Source organism: Streptomyces kaniharaensis (genome assembly GCF_009569385.1).
Taxonomy (GTDB): Bacteria; Actinomycetota; Actinomycetes; order Streptomycetales; family Streptomycetaceae; genus Kitasatospora; species Kitasatospora kaniharaensis.
In genome coordinates, this window is sequence record NZ_WBOF01000003.1 from 422,167 (window position 1) to 436,319 (window position 14,153).

Consider the following 14,153-nt stretch of genomic DNA (forward strand, 5'->3'; position numbering starts at 1 on the left):
AAACTATCAGTTGCCGAATTACCGATTGCTGCAACTCTCGGCGCGGCCTACGTTCGAGGTGGAGCGGCCCGCGGCCCACTGCCCGCGTTCGAACGGCGCTCCTCCCACTCACGGCCCGGAAGGGGTCCTCCATGACGCTTGCCCTGCCCCGGCGTGCCCCCGGCATGCCCGGCGCCCCCGGCAGCCCCCACACGCTCGGCCCGGTCGGGCTGACCGTCGTCTGCGGCGCGGCCCTGTTCGTCACCAGCCTCGACTCCACGGCGGTGAACGTCGCCCTGCCCGTCCTGCGGACCGAACTCGGCGCCGGGACGGACCGGTTGGCGTGGATCGTCGACGCCTACACGCTGACCCTGGCGGTGCTGCTCCTGCTCGCCGGCGCCCTCGGCGACCGGCTCGGGCGGCGCACCCTGTTCCGCGCCGGACTGCTGGTCTTCGGCCTGGGCTCGCTGGGCTGCGCCCTCGCCACGGGGCCGGACGAGCTGATCGCCGTCCGCGTCGTGCAGGGCTGCGGGGCGGCGATGCTGGGGCCGAACGCGCTGTCCACCCTCACGACGGCGATCACCGACCCGGTCCAGCGGACCCGGGCGATCGGCTTCTGGGCCGGGATCTTCGGGCTCGCCTCCGCCGTCGGACCGCTGATCGGCGGCGCCCTGATCGACGCCCTGGGGTGGCGGTGGATATTCCTGATCAACCTGCCCGTCGTCGCGCTCGCCCTCGCCGCGTCCGTCCGCGTCCCCGAGACCAGGGGCGGCACCTCCCGGCAGCTCGACCCGCTCGGGCTCGCGCTCGGCGCCGTCGCCGTCCTCGGGCTGACCGAACTCCTCATCCACGGCGCCCACCACGGGTACGGCGGCGTCACGCCGGTGGTGTGCGCGACGCTCGCGGTCGGCGGCGCGGTGGCGTTCGTCGCCGTCGAACGGCGGCGCCGGCACCCGGTGTTCCCGCTCGCGCTGGTACGGCACGGCACCTTCACCGCCGCCACCGTCACCGCCGTCCTCGCGTTCGCGATCCTGGCCGGATTCCTCTTCGTCTCCAGCGTGTACTGGCAGCACGACCGGCACGCCTCGGCGCTGCAGACCGGTCTCGCCCTGCTCCCGGCCACCCTCGCCATCGCCGTGGTGTCGCCGCTGAGCGGCCGGCTCATCCACGTGGTCGGCGCTCGCCGGCTGCTCGTCGGTTCCGGACTGCTGCTGGCCCTCGGGGCGGGCGTCCTCGCGCTCGCCGGCGGAAGCACCGGGTACCTGCCGTACGCCGCCGGCTACCTCGCGCTCGGCCTCGGCTTCGGCCTGATCAACCCGCCCATCACCAACACCGCGGTGGCCGGACTCCCACCCCAGCAGGCGGGGGTCGCCTCGGCCCTGGCCTCGGGCTCGCGCCAGCTCGGCAACACCCTGGGCGTCGCCGTCCTCGCCACCGTCGCCGCCGGACCGGCCGACGGCGCGACCGTCCACCAGCGGCCGGCCTGGATCATCGCGGCCGGTCTCGGCCTCGCCATCGCGGCGCTCAACGCCGTGGTGGGGCGCTCCCGTTCGGGACGCCCCGACAGATAACGAATCATCACATCCGTTTCTCTGTCCCTGTCGGAGCGGGCGATGCGAGCGCATACTGTGCTGCGCAGCGCACCCGCGCGACAGGGCCACTCCGGTCCCGGCCCGGCTGCGCCGCGACGGGGGAGGTCGCAGAATCGTGGCGATTGTCGTACTCATCCTCGTCCTGGGACTGTTCTGGCTGATCACCGGCGTCCGGGTGGTCCAGCAGTACGAACGCGGCGTGGTCTTCCGGCTCGGCCGGGTGCGCGGGCGGGTCCGTCAGCCCGGGCTCACCCTGCTCGTGCCGATCGTGGACCGGATGCGCAAGGTCAACGTCCAGGTCGTGACCATGCCGGTGCCCGCCCAGGAGGGCATCACCAGGGACAACGTCTCCGTCAGTGTCGACGCCGTGCTCTACTTCCGCGTCGTCGAGCCGATCAGGGCCACGGTGGACGTCCAGAACTACGGCTTCGCGATGCTCCAGGTCGCCCAGACCTCGCTGCGCTCCATCATCGGCAAGAGCGAGCTCGACGACCTGCTCTCCGGCCGCGAGCACCTGCACCGCGGCCTGGAGGTGATGCTGGAGAGCCCCGCCACCGGCTGGGGCGTGCACATCGACCGGGTGGAGATCAAGGACGTCTCCCTGCCCGACTCCATGAAGCGCTCGATGGCCCGCCAGGCCGAGGCCGACCGCGAGCGCCGTGCCCGCATCATCACCGCCGACGGCGAGTTCCAGGCCGCCGCCAAGCTCTCCGAGGCCGCCACCAAGATGGCCGAGACCCCGGCCGCGATGCAGCTGCGTCTCCTCCAGACCGTGGTCGAGGTCGCCGCCGAGAAGAACTCCACGCTCGTCCTGCCGTTCCCGATCGAGCTCCTCCGGTTCTTCGAGGCCTCCACGACCCGCCTCACCGACCCGGCGGCGCCGTCCGACAGCGCCTGATCTCCTGAGGGCTCGACCCGGCCCCGCCCGGCGGCGGCGCCCCGCTCAGCAGCGGACGAGCGGCAGCAGCACCTCGTCCACGATGGCCTCCGGGTCGAGCTGCGCGGAGGTGCCGCCGCACATCTTGATGCGGTAGAGCATCAGCGCGGGGACGACGTCGGTGACCAGCGGGGTGACGGCGCCGGGCCGGACCTCGCCGCGGGCGGCGCCGCGGGAGAGGACCTCGGCGATCAGCCGGGTGGTGGGTTCGACCACGCGGGCGGCCACGATCTCCAGGAAGGCGTGGGCGCGCTGGTGGTCGAGTTCGCCCATGATGGCGCGGACGGCGGCGCCCGGTTCGCTGAACATCGCCGTGCGCAGCCGGGTGACCACCTCGATCAGGTCGCCGCGCAGGCTCCCGGTGTCGGGGGCCGGTCGGGCGGGGGGCAGGCAGGCGCGCAGCGCGTCCTTCACCAGCTCCTCCTTGGAGGACCAGCGCCGGTAGAGGGCGGCCTTCCCGGTCTGTGCGGCGGCGGCGACGCCCTCCATGGTGAGGCGGGCGTACCCGTCGGTGATGAGCTGCCGGAGGGCCGCCTCGAAGATGGCGCTCTCCAGCGCCTCGCCGCGCCGGCGCAGCGGGACGGCCGTCGCCGGCGCGAGCGCGCCTTCCGGTTCGGCGGGCATGCCCTCACCCCCTGTGTGCTCTTCCGGGCTCTCCCGGGTTCTCCGGTTCGACGGGCCGGGGGGATCGATCGAACAGTCCGTGATGAATCGTCCCGTTCCCCGTCACCCCGGGTCCACTGTCGATGTTAGTGAACGGATCCGTTCCCTCCTAATCGCTTGCTCCCGGGCCCTTGGCATCCGCTCCAGGGGGTCCACAGTGGAGGTAGGAGCGATCGAGAAGGGTTCCGGGCATGGAGATCACCCTGACCACCGACCGGCTCGTCGTCCGGAACTGGACCGTCGACGACGCCGACGACGCACTCGCGATCTACGGCTCGCCCGACGTCAGCCGCTGGCTCACCCCCGTGATGGAACGCGTCGGCGACGTCGCGGCGATGCGATCGGTCCTGCACGCCTGGAGCGAGGCCCAGCCCAACCTCCCGCCTCCGCGCGGCCGCTGGGCCGTTCAGCGCCGGGACGACGGTGCGGTCGTCGGCGGCCTCAGCATCCGCCTGCTGCCCCCGTACGAGAACGACCTGGAGATCAGCTGGCAGCTGGCACCCGAGGCCTGGGGCCAGGGCTACGCCACCGAGGCGGGCCTGGCGCTGATCCGCTGGGCGTTCACCATGGACGTCGAGGAGATCTTCGCGGTCGCCCGCCCCCAGAACGTCCGCGCCGTCGCCGTGGCCAAGCGGCTCGGCATGCAGTGGGTCGGCGAGACCACGAAGTACTACGACCTCAACCTGCAGGTCTTCCGGATCCGCCCCAGCGACCTGCCCAACGAGCGCCCCTGACGGAACCCGCCAGGGGCGCCCAGGACAGCCGGTGCCTCAGTCGTCCTCGTCGTCGTCGGCCACGTCGTCCTCGACGACATCGCCCTCGTCCGCATCGAAGTAGTCCTCGTACTCCTCGAAGGCCTCGGCCAGTTGCTCGCCCAGCTCGGGCTTCTCGACCCACCAGTGGGTTGCAGCGGAACACCGCTCGCCGCCGCGCGAACCGGAGTTGAACGACGGGACGTAGACCGGTGACTCCGCGTTCCAGGCGTGCCGGTGCTCGTCCTCGGTGGCGCCGATCTCGGCCGCCAGGGCCTCGCGATCGGCGGGGCGGGTACGCGCCCGCAGCTGTTCCAGACGGATCAGCTCGCCCCTGGCGTCCCCCTGTGTGAGGAGCCGGTCGGCGTGGCGGAGCCATGAGGCGAGGTCGTCGGGGTTCTCCCGCAGCGCCTGTTCGATGGCTGCAACAACTTCCGTGCACGGCAACTTATCTGAGGTGACGTCATTCGAACGCGTTATCGAACAAGCCTTGGGATCCCGAACGTCCGAGAGCTCACGAGAAGGGGTGCGGCCGACCGCGATCGGCCGGCATGAATGGGCACCGCCTCCCGACCCTCCATCAGCCATGGCCGCGCGCCCACCCCGGGTGGCCGTAGCATGGCGGATCTCCGAGCTACCAAGGTGATGAGAGGGGCGGGCGGTTGCGCACGGGCGAGCGGGCGGGCGGTCTGGGACGTCTGATAGGAGCGGCGGCCGAGTTGGGCGAGGCCGGGCGGCAGGCCGTGCTGCGGGGCGGGCGCGCGGCAGTGGGTGGCCGGTGGGCGCTCACGGCCCTCACCTCTGTCGCTCCGCCGCCCGTTCCCGCCACCGAGCCGTGGAAGCTGTCGGTGGGCACACTGATCGGCCGTCACCCCCTGACCCCCGCCGTGGTGCACAAGCTGCTCGGGCTCCTCGACGGCCTCGGCGCCGTGCACCTGGGGCCCACGAAGGTCGGCTTCGACGGGGAGGAGATCGAGTGGGACAAGGTCGTCGAGATCCGCACCTGCAACGCCTTCGAGGTGCTGACCACCACCGCCCTGGAGCACGAGGTGGACAGGATCCGCGAGTTCCTTCCGCCGGTGCCCGGCCGCAAGTGGGTCGTCACCAAGGCCGGCGAGGCGCTGGCCACCGTCGTCCTCGCGGCACTCGAACGCGGTTCCGTCGACCAGCGCCTGGACGAGCTGACCGTGCCGACGCGGATCGTCCACCGCGGCCTGCTCGGTCGGCAGCGCACCCTGGACACGGGTTCGTTCGCCGCCGCGACTCTCGTCGTCGCCGGCCAGGTCGGCGAGAGTCTGATCGCGACCGCCCGCAGTCGCGGCATCCCGGTCCGGCCCGCCGAGCAGCCTGCTGTTCCGGCCCAGGCCGCCCGTGTCGTGACACTGCGGGAGCGCACCGACTCCGTCGCCCGCTTGCTGAGCCGCATCGAGCAGAGCGGTCCCGAAGCGGTGGAGGCGGCAGCCCCGCAGCCGGGAGTGTCGCTCGACAAGGCCTCGACCGGCACCGGCCGTGAGCTGAACGCCGGTTGACCGGATGAAGAGGTCGCCGGGTTCCAGCGGTGGCGGCCACCCCGCCCCGAGAGCCCGTTGTGCGTGCACGGCTCCATCCACGGCAGAGGTCACGTCCGGAAGAGCGCGACCTTGAGGGCTCCGGTGTCGGCCGCGTCGGCGAAGACGTCGTACGCGTCCTGCATCTCGTCGAGGCCGAAGCGGTGGGTGACCAGCCCCGCGACGTCCAGCCGGCCGGCGGCCAGCAGGTCGAGCAGCAGCGGGGTGCTGTGCGTGTCGACGAGACCGGTGGTGATGGTGAGGTTGCGGATCCAGAGGTCCTCCAGGTGCAGCACCGCCGGCTTCCCGTGCACGCCCACGTTGGCCACCCGGCCGCAGGGGCGCACCAGGCGGGTGCACAGTTCGAAGGTCTCGGGGACGCCCACCGCCTCGATCGCGACGTCCACGCCGAGGCCGTCCCGGCTCAGTTCCCGTACGGCCTCCGGGGTGGCCTCGGCGGGGGTGAGGACGGTGTCCGCGCCGAAGCGCTTGGCGGCGTCGAGGCGGCTCCGGGCGAGGTCGATCGCGATGACGCGGGACGGGCTGTAGAGCTGGGCGGTGCGGATCGCGGCGAGTCCGATCGGCCCGGCGCCGACGATCGCGACGGTGTCGCCCGGCCCGATCCGGCCGTTGATCACCCCGACCTCGTAGGAGGTCGGCAGGATGTCGGCGAGCAGCAGGGCGTCCTCGTCGGTGACGCCGTCGGGCAGCTTGTGCAGGGAGGTGTCCGCGAAGGGGGTGCGGACGTGCTCGGCCTGGCAGCCGTCGACCAGGTGGCCGAGGATCCAGCCGCCACCGCCCGTGCACTGGCCGTAGCTCGCGGTGCGGCAGTAGGCGCAGCGGCCGCAGGCGGAGATGCAGGAGATCAGGACGCGGTCGCCGGCCGTGACCGTGCGCACGCCCGGTCCGGTCTCGGTGACGGTGCCGACGGCCTCGTGGCCGAGGACGCGGCCCTGGGTGACCTCGGGGACGTCGCCCTTGAGGATGTGCAGGTCAGTGCCGCAGATGGTCACCGCGTCCACCCGGACGACGGCATCCTCCGGGTCGCGGACGACCGGGTCGGGGACGTCGCCCCAGGTGCGGCGGCCGGGTCCGTGGTAGGTGAGCGCTTTCATGCCGCGGTCGCTCCTCTCGGACGGCGGAGCCGGGCCGGTTCCGCTCGCCCTTCCAGCCTTCTGCGCGGCGGAGCCCGCCGCCAGGGGCCCGGTGGGGCCCTCCGATTGGGCCGTTGGGCCCCTTGCGCGCGGCATGGCCTGGCCTTGCACGCATAGGCTGGTCAGTGGCGTCTGGCGAGCCACGGAGGATTCCTTGGGCAGCGCATCGGAGAGTTCCGCCCCCGTGCCGAAGCTGCGCCTGGACGAGCTGCTGGACGAGCTTCAGGCCCGGCTGGACGCGGCCCGGGGCACTCGCGACCGGGTGCACAGCTTGCTGGAGGCGGTGCTGGCGGTCGGGCGCGACCTGGAGCTGGGCCAGGCATTGCAGCACATCGTGGAGGCGGCCGTCACGCTGGTCGACGCCGAGTACGGTGCGCTCGGCGTGATCGGCGAGGACCAGCGGCTGTCGCAGTTCATCCCGGTCGGTGTCCCGGACGAGCAGGTCGAGCTGATCGGCGCCCTGCCGGCCGGGCACGGCATCCTCGGCGAGCTGATCCGCCACCCCGAACCGCTGCGGCTCGCCCGGATCTCCGACCACCCCGCCTCGTACGGCTTCCCGGCCAACCACCCGCCGATGCGGACGTTCCTCGGGGTGCCGATCCGGATCCGGGACAAGGTGTTCGGCAACCTCTACCTGACCGAGAAGCGCGGCGGCGGCGAGTTCGACGCCGAGGACGAGTCGGTGCTGGCCACCCTCGCCGTCGCCGCCGGGGTCGCGATCGACAACGCCCGGCTCTACGACCGGGCCCGGCAGCGGCAGCGCTGGCTGGAGGCGAGCGCGGAGGTCACCAGCAGCCTGCTCTCCGGAAGCTCGGAGCAGGAGGTGCTGGACCTGCTGCTCGCCCGGGCCACCGAGATCGCCGGCGCCGACCTCGCCGTCGTCGCCCTGCCCCTGCCGGAGGCCCGCGAGCTGGGGGTGCAGATCGCCGTCGGGCTCGGTGAGGAGCAGCACCGCGGTCTGGTGCTTCCGGTGGAGGGTTCGTTCGTGGGAGCCGCCGTCCGTACCGGCGGGCTCGTGGTGAGTCCGGACGTCCAGAAGGACCCGAGGATCACCGCCGGTCCGCCACGCTGGGAGGGCCTCGGGCCGGCCGTCGCCGTCCCCGTCGGCACCGCCGAGCGCGGCATCCGCGGCGTGCTGATGCTGGCTCGGGCGGCCGGAGCGCCGCTGTTCGACGAGGGCGAGTCGGGCCCGCTGCTGGGCTTCGCCGGGCAGGCGGCGGTGGCGATGGAACTCGCCGAGCGCCGGCGCGACTCGGAGCAGGTCGCGCTGCTGCAGGAACGCGACCGGATCGCCCGCGACCTGCACGACCTGGCCATCCAGCGACTCTTCGCCACCGGCATGACCCTTCAGGGCGCCATCCGCTTCATCGAGCACCCCGAGGCCACCGACCGCGTCCTGCGGGCGATCGACGACCTCGACGAGACCGCCAGGACCATCCGCGCCACCATCTTCGGCCTGCGCCTGCGCGAGACCGGTCCGGCGGCGGCCGGCCTGCGCACCCGGATCGTCGGAGTGGTCGAGCGCGCCGCCCGCGCCCTCGGCTTCACCCCTGGCCTGCGGATGACCGGCCTGCTCGACGTCACCGTCCCCGCCGGGATCGCGGACGCGGCCGTCGCGGTTCTGGAGGAGGCCCTGTCCAACACCGCCCGCCATGCGAAGGCCGACGCCGTCGAGGCCGCGGTCGCGGCCGGTACGGACCTGACCGTCACCGTCACCGACAACGGAGTCGGCCTTCCGGAAGGCGGCCGCCGCAGCGGCCTCGCCAACCTCGCCGACCGGGCCACCGCCCTGGGTGGCACCTTCACCGCCCGCACCCGCCCCGAGGGCGGCACCGAACTCACCTGGCGCGTCCCGCTCCCCGGCGAGTGAGCGTCACCTCTCCTCGTGCGGCCTGCCGGCAATGCCCCTTGGCTTGCTGCCACTTCGGACAGTCACATCTCGTCGACCAGGTCGGTGAGCCGAGCGGGCGTCACCACCCGCCGCCCCAGGCTCAACGGGCTTCCGCAGCGCACTCCGTCACGGCGGGTCCAGGACGTCCTTGGCCTCAAGGCGAGGCGTCGGGGCGCCTTCGGGGCCGTAGCCGAGGCGGATCAACATCTGGACGTAGCCGGGGCGTTGGTGCGGGTCGCGGGCTTCCCAACGGAGGTAGGGCCACTCCATCGCCTGGTGCAGCAGGGAGGCGCGGACGCCGTGGACGGTGGCGGCCAGCAGCGCGTGTTCCAGGGCGAGTCCGGCGCGCAGCCAGTCCTGCGGGGTGTCGTGGTCGGTGGTGAGGACGGCGATGCGTGGCTCGTGCTCGAAGCGGGCGGGGGCCTGGTGCTCGGCGGCTCGGAGGGCGGCGAAGTCGCGCATCGGGAGGTGGCCGGCCGCGTCCTGCGGGCCGAGCGCGGTGACCGGGATGCCGTAGGGCGGCGCGTCGCCGGTGCGTATCCAGTTTCGGCTCTCGGTCCGTTGGGCCGGCTCGGTGGTGTTGCGGCGCTCGGCCTCGGCAGTGAGGTGCAGCAGCCGGGCCGTCTCCGCGTGGTCGGGCAGGTGGAGCGTGGCGTCCTCGGCCCGGGCGGCGGTCGCGAGTTCGTCGAGGACGGCAGGCGGGACCGGTTCGCCGGTGAACGGCGTGCGGATCGAGTGCCGGTGCCAGATCGCCTCGTACAGCTTCTCGGTACCCGGCACCGGCGCGGTGGCCGGGTCGTCGAGCCGGATGGTGGCGAGCAGATCCGGTTCGGCCGGGTCGGGCAGCAGGCGCACGTCGGGCGCCCAGCCGAGGTGACGGGCGGCGACCCGCAGGTTGAGGACGGCCGCACCGACGGAGATGTGCAGCGCCCGGCCCTGCGGGTCCGCGGCCGGAACGGCCCGGCCGCGGTCGGCCCGGACCTCCAGCGTCGAGGTAGCCGGCTCCAGCCGGAAGCGCCAGGGCTGGCTGTTGTGGATCGAGGGTGCGGCGACCGCCGCGGAGACGAGCTTCTCCAGAGCGGCTGCGTCGAGGGCGAGAGTGGGCATGACCGCCTCCAAGGGTGCGGTGTCAGCCTGAGGCGGGCGGGGCTCCGCCACCGCGCAGGGTCTCCAGGCGGCTGCGGTAGTCGTCGGGGTCGATCTCGCCGCGTGCGAGGCGTTCGGCGAGCAGTTGTTCCGGGGTGGGCCGCTCCGGCGGCACCGCGGCAGCCGGCGGGGCCGCCAGCGCCCGCCTCACGTACCGGACCAGGGCCACCACGCCGAACACCACCAGCGCCCAGAAGAACAGCATGCTCACGGTCATCAGGCCGATGCCCCAGCCGTTCATGCCGCCGTCGTGCCAGTACATCATCGCCGTCTCCTCGGCCGTGACGGGTGGACCATCTCCACCGTGCGGCCGGGGTCCGCGGCGGCGCTTGGGCCGTTCGGCTCTATCTCGGGGCCCACTTGGGCGGGGGCGCCTCAGTGCGGGCGCTGGTGGTGCTGATCGGGCTGCTCGGCGTGGGCGGCGAGGACGGCGGCCTGGAGACGACGCTCGACGCCCAACTTGGCGAGCAGGCGCGAGACGTGGTTCTTCACGGTCTTCTCGGCGAGGTAGAGCTCCTGGCCGATCTGCCGGTTAGTCTTGCCCTCGCCGACCAGGGCGAGGATCTCCCGTTCCCGTGGAGTGAGCCCGGCCAGGGCGGCGTCGCTCTCGCTCTCCTCGTGGTGGCGCAGGCTCTCCATCAGCTTGTGCGTGGTGGCCGGGTCGAGCATGGACTGGCCCGAGGCCACCGTGCGCACCGCGCCGACCAGGTCGGCGCCCTTGACCTGCTTCAGCACGTAGCCCGCCGCTCCGGCCATGATCGCGTCGAGCAGGGCGTCATCGTCGTCGAACGAGGTCAGCATCAGGCAGACCAGGCCGGGCATCCGGTCACGGAGGTCCCGGCAGACGGACACCCCGTCGCCGTCCGGGAGCCGCACGTCGAGCACGGCGACGTCCGGGCGCAGCGCCGGCACCCGGGCGAGGGCCTGGGCACAGGTACCCGCCTCGCCGACGACCTCGATGTCGGACTCGGCCTCCAGGAGGTCGCGCACGCCGCGCCGGACCACCTCGTGATCGTCCAGCAGGAACACCCGGATGGGCTGGGGCGTGTCCATGGCCTGCTCCCTGGCGTGCGCGAGCGGTGACACCACCGAGTCTGCGCGCCCGCACCTCGAGGCGCACGGTGTCAGTCGCGCGGTCCACCGCGTCCGCTGCCCGGTCGCCCCTCACGGCTGATCCGGACCGTCCGGCGACCCGATCGGGGCCGAACGGCCCGCTTCCGCAGGGTCCCCGCAGCGCAAGCCTGGTGGTGACGAAAGGTGGAGACCATGCACACCGTGATCGTGTACGAGAGCATGTACGGCAACACCCGCGAGATCGCCGAGGCCATCGCCGAGGGCGTCCACCAGGCCGACCCGTCCGCGTCCGTCGACTGCCTGCCCCTGACCGAGGCCGGCACCGACGTGACCCGCACCGCCGACCTGCTCGTGGTCGGCGGCCCCACCCACATGCGCGGCATGTCCTCCGGGCTCAGCCGCCGCATGGCCGCCGCCGCGGAGCGGCGCAAGGAAGGCCATGAGGACGCCGCGAAGGAGGCACAGGAGACCGCCGAGGGCCTGGGCCTGCGCTCCTGGTTCCAGGACCTCCCGAGGACCAAACCCGGCACGCACGCCGCCGCCTTCGACACCCGCGCCGGCACGCCCCACGCCGGCGGCGCCGCCAGGGGCATCGCCAACCGCCTCTCGGGCCACTCCTACGACCTGGTCGCCGAACCCGAGGGCTTCATCGTCGAGGACTCCGACGGACCGCTGCGCACCGGCGAACTCGACCGCGCCCGCGCCTGGGGCGCCCACCTGGTCTGACCGGGCCCGGAAGGAACGGCCACACGCTCCCCGAGCGAATCGACCAAGCCGCTCGGCGTCTCGGACGGGGCAGCCGGGGCGGCCGGCACCTGGGTTCGACCGCCACGTCCATCGGCTCCGGGACGTCGTTGAACGCTTCAACCGGCTTCAGCAGCGGCGCGGCCGACCACCGCCATCGCCTCAACGCTGCTCCGGATCCGATCTCCGAAGACGATCTCCGGCGGTGCATGCGGGCTAGCGTCCGAGGTGATCGGCCAGGGCCTCGATCGTGCGACGTCGCGCGGTGTACATCGACACCGCCGACCCGTCCGCGAAGTGCAGCCGGAACCTCGCCATCGCCTGGAACCTCGGGCGTCGCTCCACCCGCAGGACCAGGTGCCGCGGAGCGTGCCACAGCACCTGTCCGGCTTTCCGGATGTCCCGCGCCGTGACGAACGCGGCCCGGCGGTCGGTGACCGCCAGCAACTTCGTCATTGCCGCGCCCGCCGTGCTCGGAAAGCTGCTCGCGAGGCTGCCCGACTCCCCTGACACCGCGCCGAGTCGCCCCAGGGCGTTGCCGACCAGTGCCCCCGGCCCGTGCCCGACCCCGCGCGCCCCGGCCACGGGTATCACCGTCGCGACATCCATCAGGTGCTCGCCCGGTTCCAGCAGCGGTTCCACAGTCTGGCGGTAACGATTCATCAGAGCCTCAGTCATACCGCCAGACTAGATGAGCGTGTGACCTGGACCTGAGCCGAGGGTAGTCGCACCGCAGCAGGGTGCTCGGCGGCCGCCCGTCGAGCGGCTCCAGCCGCCCCGCCGACTCTGCCGCCCCCTGCCCCTTCGTCAGCTACGGGTGGACTCCGGGTCCGCTACGTGACCGCCACCAAGCCGGAGGTTCCGGCGTGAGCGCGGCACCGCCCCGCAACGGCGCCGTGCGAGCGGCGGCGATCGCGCTTGTGACCGGCGGGCTGGCCCTCCATCTGTGGGTGGGCAGCAAGCTCCCCCTGCTCGCGGTGGCTGCCGGCCTCGCCTGCCACCTCACCGCGGCGGTCATGGCGCGCCGGTGGCTGCGCAGCCGGGCTAAGCAGGCGCCGCCCGCTTGAGAGGCAGCCCGAGCCCGACAGGCCGAAGGGGTGGGCCGGGGCAGTTCCGGCCCGCCCTTGTCGCTCACGGCTCCGCCGGTCCCTCGGCGAGGACCGGTGGAGCCGCACGGTCGACCTTGCCGTTGCCGGTGAGCCGGAAGGCATCCGGGGTGACGAACTGGGCCGGCACCCCGGCGCCTGGTGGCCGCCCTCGTTCGGCCCCTCGCAACCTTCCTCCAGTAGCGTGCACCGACGTCGAAACCCGCTGTGGAGAGGTACAGGTCAATGAGCACGTCGGCGCCATCCGCCGCGACCGAGGAGCTGAGGCGCCACCTGGGCGTGTTCGACGCCGTGGCGATCGGGCTGGGGTCGATGATCGGCGCGGGTGTCTTCGCCGCGCTCGCCCCCGCGGCCGCGGCGGCCAGGTCCGGGCTGCTGATCGGGCTGGCGCTGGCCGGCGTGGTGGCGTACTGCAACGCGACCTCCTCGGCGCGGCTGGCCGCCCGCTACCCGCAGTCCGGCGGCACCTACGTCTACGGCCGCGAACGGCTCGGCGAGTTCTGGGGGTACCTGGCCGGGTGGGGCTTCGTCGTCGGCAAGACCGCCTCGTGTGCGGCGATGGCGCTGACGGTCGGCTCCTATGTGTGGCCCGCGCAGGCCCACGCCGTGGCGGTCGCGGCGGTGGTGGCGCTGACCGCGGTCAACTACGTCGGGGTGCAGAAGGCGGCCTGGCTGACGAGGGCCATCGTCACCGTCGTGCTGGCCGTGCTCGCCGCGGTGGTGACCGTGTGCCTGACCAGCGCCGATGCCGACCGTGGCCACTGGACGGTCGGCGCGGAGGCCGGGTTCCACGGGGTGCTGCAGGCCGCAGGGCTGCTGTTCTTCGCGTTCGCCGGGTACGCGCGCGTCGCGACCCTCGGCGAGGAGGTCCGCGAGCCGCAGCGCACGATCCCCCGCGCGATCTCGCTCGCGCTCGGCATCACCCTGGTCGTCTACGCCGCCGTCGCGCTCGCCGTCCTGGCCGTCCTCGGCCCCGAGCGCCTCGCCCACACCGCGGCACCGCTGGCCGACGCCGTTCGGGCCGCGGGGGTGCCGGGCCTCGCCCCGGTGGTGCGCGTCGGCGCCGCGGTGGCCGCCCTGGGCTCGCTGCTCGCATTGATCCTCGGGGTCTCGCGCACCACGCTGGCGATGGCCCGCGACCGGCACCTGCCCCGACAACTCGCCGCCGTCCACCCGCGCTTCGCGGTGCCGCACCACGCCGAGCTCGCCGTCGGCGCGGTCGTCGCCGTCCTCGCGGCCACCGCGGACGTACGCGGCGCGATCGGCTTCTCGTCCTTCGGCGTGCTCGCCTACTACGCCGTCGCCAACGCCTCCGCCTGGACCCTCACCCCCGACGAGGGCCGCCCGCCCAGGATCGTGCCCGTCCTCGGCGCGACCGGCTGCCTCGTCCTCGCCTTCGCCCTCCCGGCCGCCTCGGTGCTGTGGGGCGCAGTGGTGATCGCGCTCGGCGCCGCCGCGTACGGCGTGCGCAAGGTGCTCGCCCGCACCTGAACGCCGATCGGCGGTGGAGCCCGTGCGCGCTCGTCCCCAGTCCCTTGGGGCGGCGACCTCCCCAGGCCCGGAAAGAG

15 protein-coding genes are annotated in these 14,153 nt (G+C 73.3%); 8 read left to right on the plus strand and 7 right to left on the minus strand.

The window, feature by feature from the left end; all coding sequences use genetic code 11:
- Positions 1 to 131: 131 nt before the first annotated feature.
- Complete coding sequence (locus F7Q99_RS33070) at positions 132 to 1,550, plus strand: MFS transporter (RefSeq protein WP_153468589.1); 1,419 nt, start codon at positions 132 to 134, stop codon at positions 1,548 to 1,550.
- A 133-nt stretch (positions 1,551 to 1,683) separates the two neighbouring features.
- Complete coding sequence (locus F7Q99_RS33075) at positions 1,684 to 2,469, plus strand: slipin family protein (RefSeq protein WP_326847482.1); 786 nt, start codon at positions 1,684 to 1,686, stop codon at positions 2,467 to 2,469.
- 45 nt (positions 2,470 to 2,514) lie between these two features.
- On the opposite strand, the gene F7Q99_RS33080 is transcribed toward F7Q99_RS33075, so the two are convergent.
- Positions 2,515 to 3,132, minus strand: coding sequence for a TetR/AcrR family transcriptional regulator (locus tag F7Q99_RS33080; RefSeq protein WP_153468592.1), 618 nt, complete (start codon positions 3,130 to 3,132; stop codon positions 2,515 to 2,517).
- Between the two features lie 230 nt (positions 3,133 to 3,362).
- Between F7Q99_RS33080 and F7Q99_RS33085 the strand changes: the two genes are divergently transcribed.
- The gene (locus F7Q99_RS33085) at positions 3,363 to 3,905 is read left to right on the plus strand and encodes a GNAT family N-acetyltransferase (protein ID WP_153468595.1); all 543 of its coding nucleotides are present in this window, start codon (positions 3,363 to 3,365) and stop codon (positions 3,903 to 3,905) included.
- Positions 3,906 to 3,941: 36 nt separating this feature from the next.
- Here F7Q99_RS33085 and F7Q99_RS33090 read toward each other — a convergent pair whose 3' ends face one another.
- On the minus strand, positions 3,942 to 4,370 hold the full coding sequence (locus F7Q99_RS33090; protein WP_153468598.1) for a hypothetical protein: 429 nt from the start codon (positions 4,368 to 4,370) through the stop codon (positions 3,942 to 3,944).
- Between the two features lie 215 nt (positions 4,371 to 4,585).
- On the opposite strand from F7Q99_RS33090, the gene F7Q99_RS33095 reads away from it, so the two are divergent.
- A complete protein-coding gene (locus F7Q99_RS33095) occupies positions 4,586 to 5,452 on the plus strand; it encodes a hypothetical protein (protein WP_153468601.1) in 867 nt (288 codons plus the stop codon).
- An 89-nt stretch (positions 5,453 to 5,541) separates the two neighbouring features.
- Here the strand turns inward: F7Q99_RS33095 and F7Q99_RS33100 are convergent, their stop codons facing one another.
- The gene (locus F7Q99_RS33100; RefSeq protein ID WP_153468604.1) at positions 5,542 to 6,585 is read right to left on the minus strand and encodes a zinc-dependent alcohol dehydrogenase family protein; all 1,044 of its coding nucleotides are present in this window, start codon (positions 6,583 to 6,585) and stop codon (positions 5,542 to 5,544) included.
- Between the two features lie 193 nt (positions 6,586 to 6,778).
- Here F7Q99_RS33100 and F7Q99_RS33105 point away from each other — a divergent pair, with 193 nt between their 5' ends.
- A complete protein-coding gene (locus F7Q99_RS33105; RefSeq protein ID WP_230211123.1) occupies positions 6,779 to 8,494 on the plus strand; it encodes a sensor histidine kinase in 1,716 nt (571 codons plus the stop codon).
- 147 nt (positions 8,495 to 8,641) lie between these two features.
- Here F7Q99_RS33105 and F7Q99_RS33110 read toward each other — a convergent pair whose 3' ends face one another.
- The 3 genes from F7Q99_RS33110 to F7Q99_RS33120 form a co-directional block, all read right to left on the minus strand.
- Positions 8,642 to 9,622 (minus strand): Acg family FMN-binding oxidoreductase, encoded by a 981-nt coding sequence (locus F7Q99_RS33110; protein ID WP_153468608.1) that lies wholly within the window; start codon positions 9,620 to 9,622, stop codon positions 8,642 to 8,644.
- A 22-nt stretch (positions 9,623 to 9,644) separates the two neighbouring features.
- Entirely contained in the window at positions 9,645 to 9,926 is a 282-nt protein-coding gene (locus tag F7Q99_RS33115) for an SHOCT domain-containing protein (protein ID WP_153468610.1), read from the minus strand.
- 110 nt (positions 9,927 to 10,036) lie between these two features.
- The gene (locus tag F7Q99_RS33120) at positions 10,037 to 10,714 is read right to left on the minus strand and encodes a response regulator (RefSeq protein WP_153468612.1); all 678 of its coding nucleotides are present in this window, start codon (positions 10,712 to 10,714) and stop codon (positions 10,037 to 10,039) included.
- Between the two features lie 213 nt (positions 10,715 to 10,927).
- On the opposite strand from F7Q99_RS33120, the gene F7Q99_RS33125 reads away from it, so the two are divergent.
- Entirely contained in the window at positions 10,928 to 11,461 is a 534-nt protein-coding gene (locus F7Q99_RS33125) for a flavodoxin family protein (protein ID WP_153468614.1), read from the plus strand.
- Positions 11,462 to 11,695: 234 nt separating this feature from the next.
- Here F7Q99_RS33125 and F7Q99_RS33130 read toward each other — a convergent pair whose 3' ends face one another.
- On the minus strand, positions 11,696 to 12,157 hold the full coding sequence (locus tag F7Q99_RS33130) for a hypothetical protein (RefSeq protein WP_153468616.1): 462 nt from the start codon (positions 12,155 to 12,157) through the stop codon (positions 11,696 to 11,698).
- A 188-nt stretch (positions 12,158 to 12,345) separates the two neighbouring features.
- On the opposite strand from F7Q99_RS33130, the gene F7Q99_RS33135 reads away from it, so the two are divergent.
- Both F7Q99_RS33135 and F7Q99_RS33140 read left to right on the plus strand, forming a co-directional pair.
- Positions 12,346 to 12,546, plus strand: a complete 201-nt coding sequence (locus tag F7Q99_RS33135; RefSeq protein ID WP_153468619.1) for a hypothetical protein — start codon at positions 12,346 to 12,348, stop codon at positions 12,544 to 12,546.
- A 264-nt stretch (positions 12,547 to 12,810) separates the two neighbouring features.
- The gene (locus tag F7Q99_RS33140) at positions 12,811 to 14,076 is read left to right on the plus strand and encodes an APC family permease (protein ID WP_153468622.1); all 1,266 of its coding nucleotides are present in this window, start codon (positions 12,811 to 12,813) and stop codon (positions 14,074 to 14,076) included.
- The last annotated feature ends 77 nt before the right edge of the window (positions 14,077 to 14,153 follow it).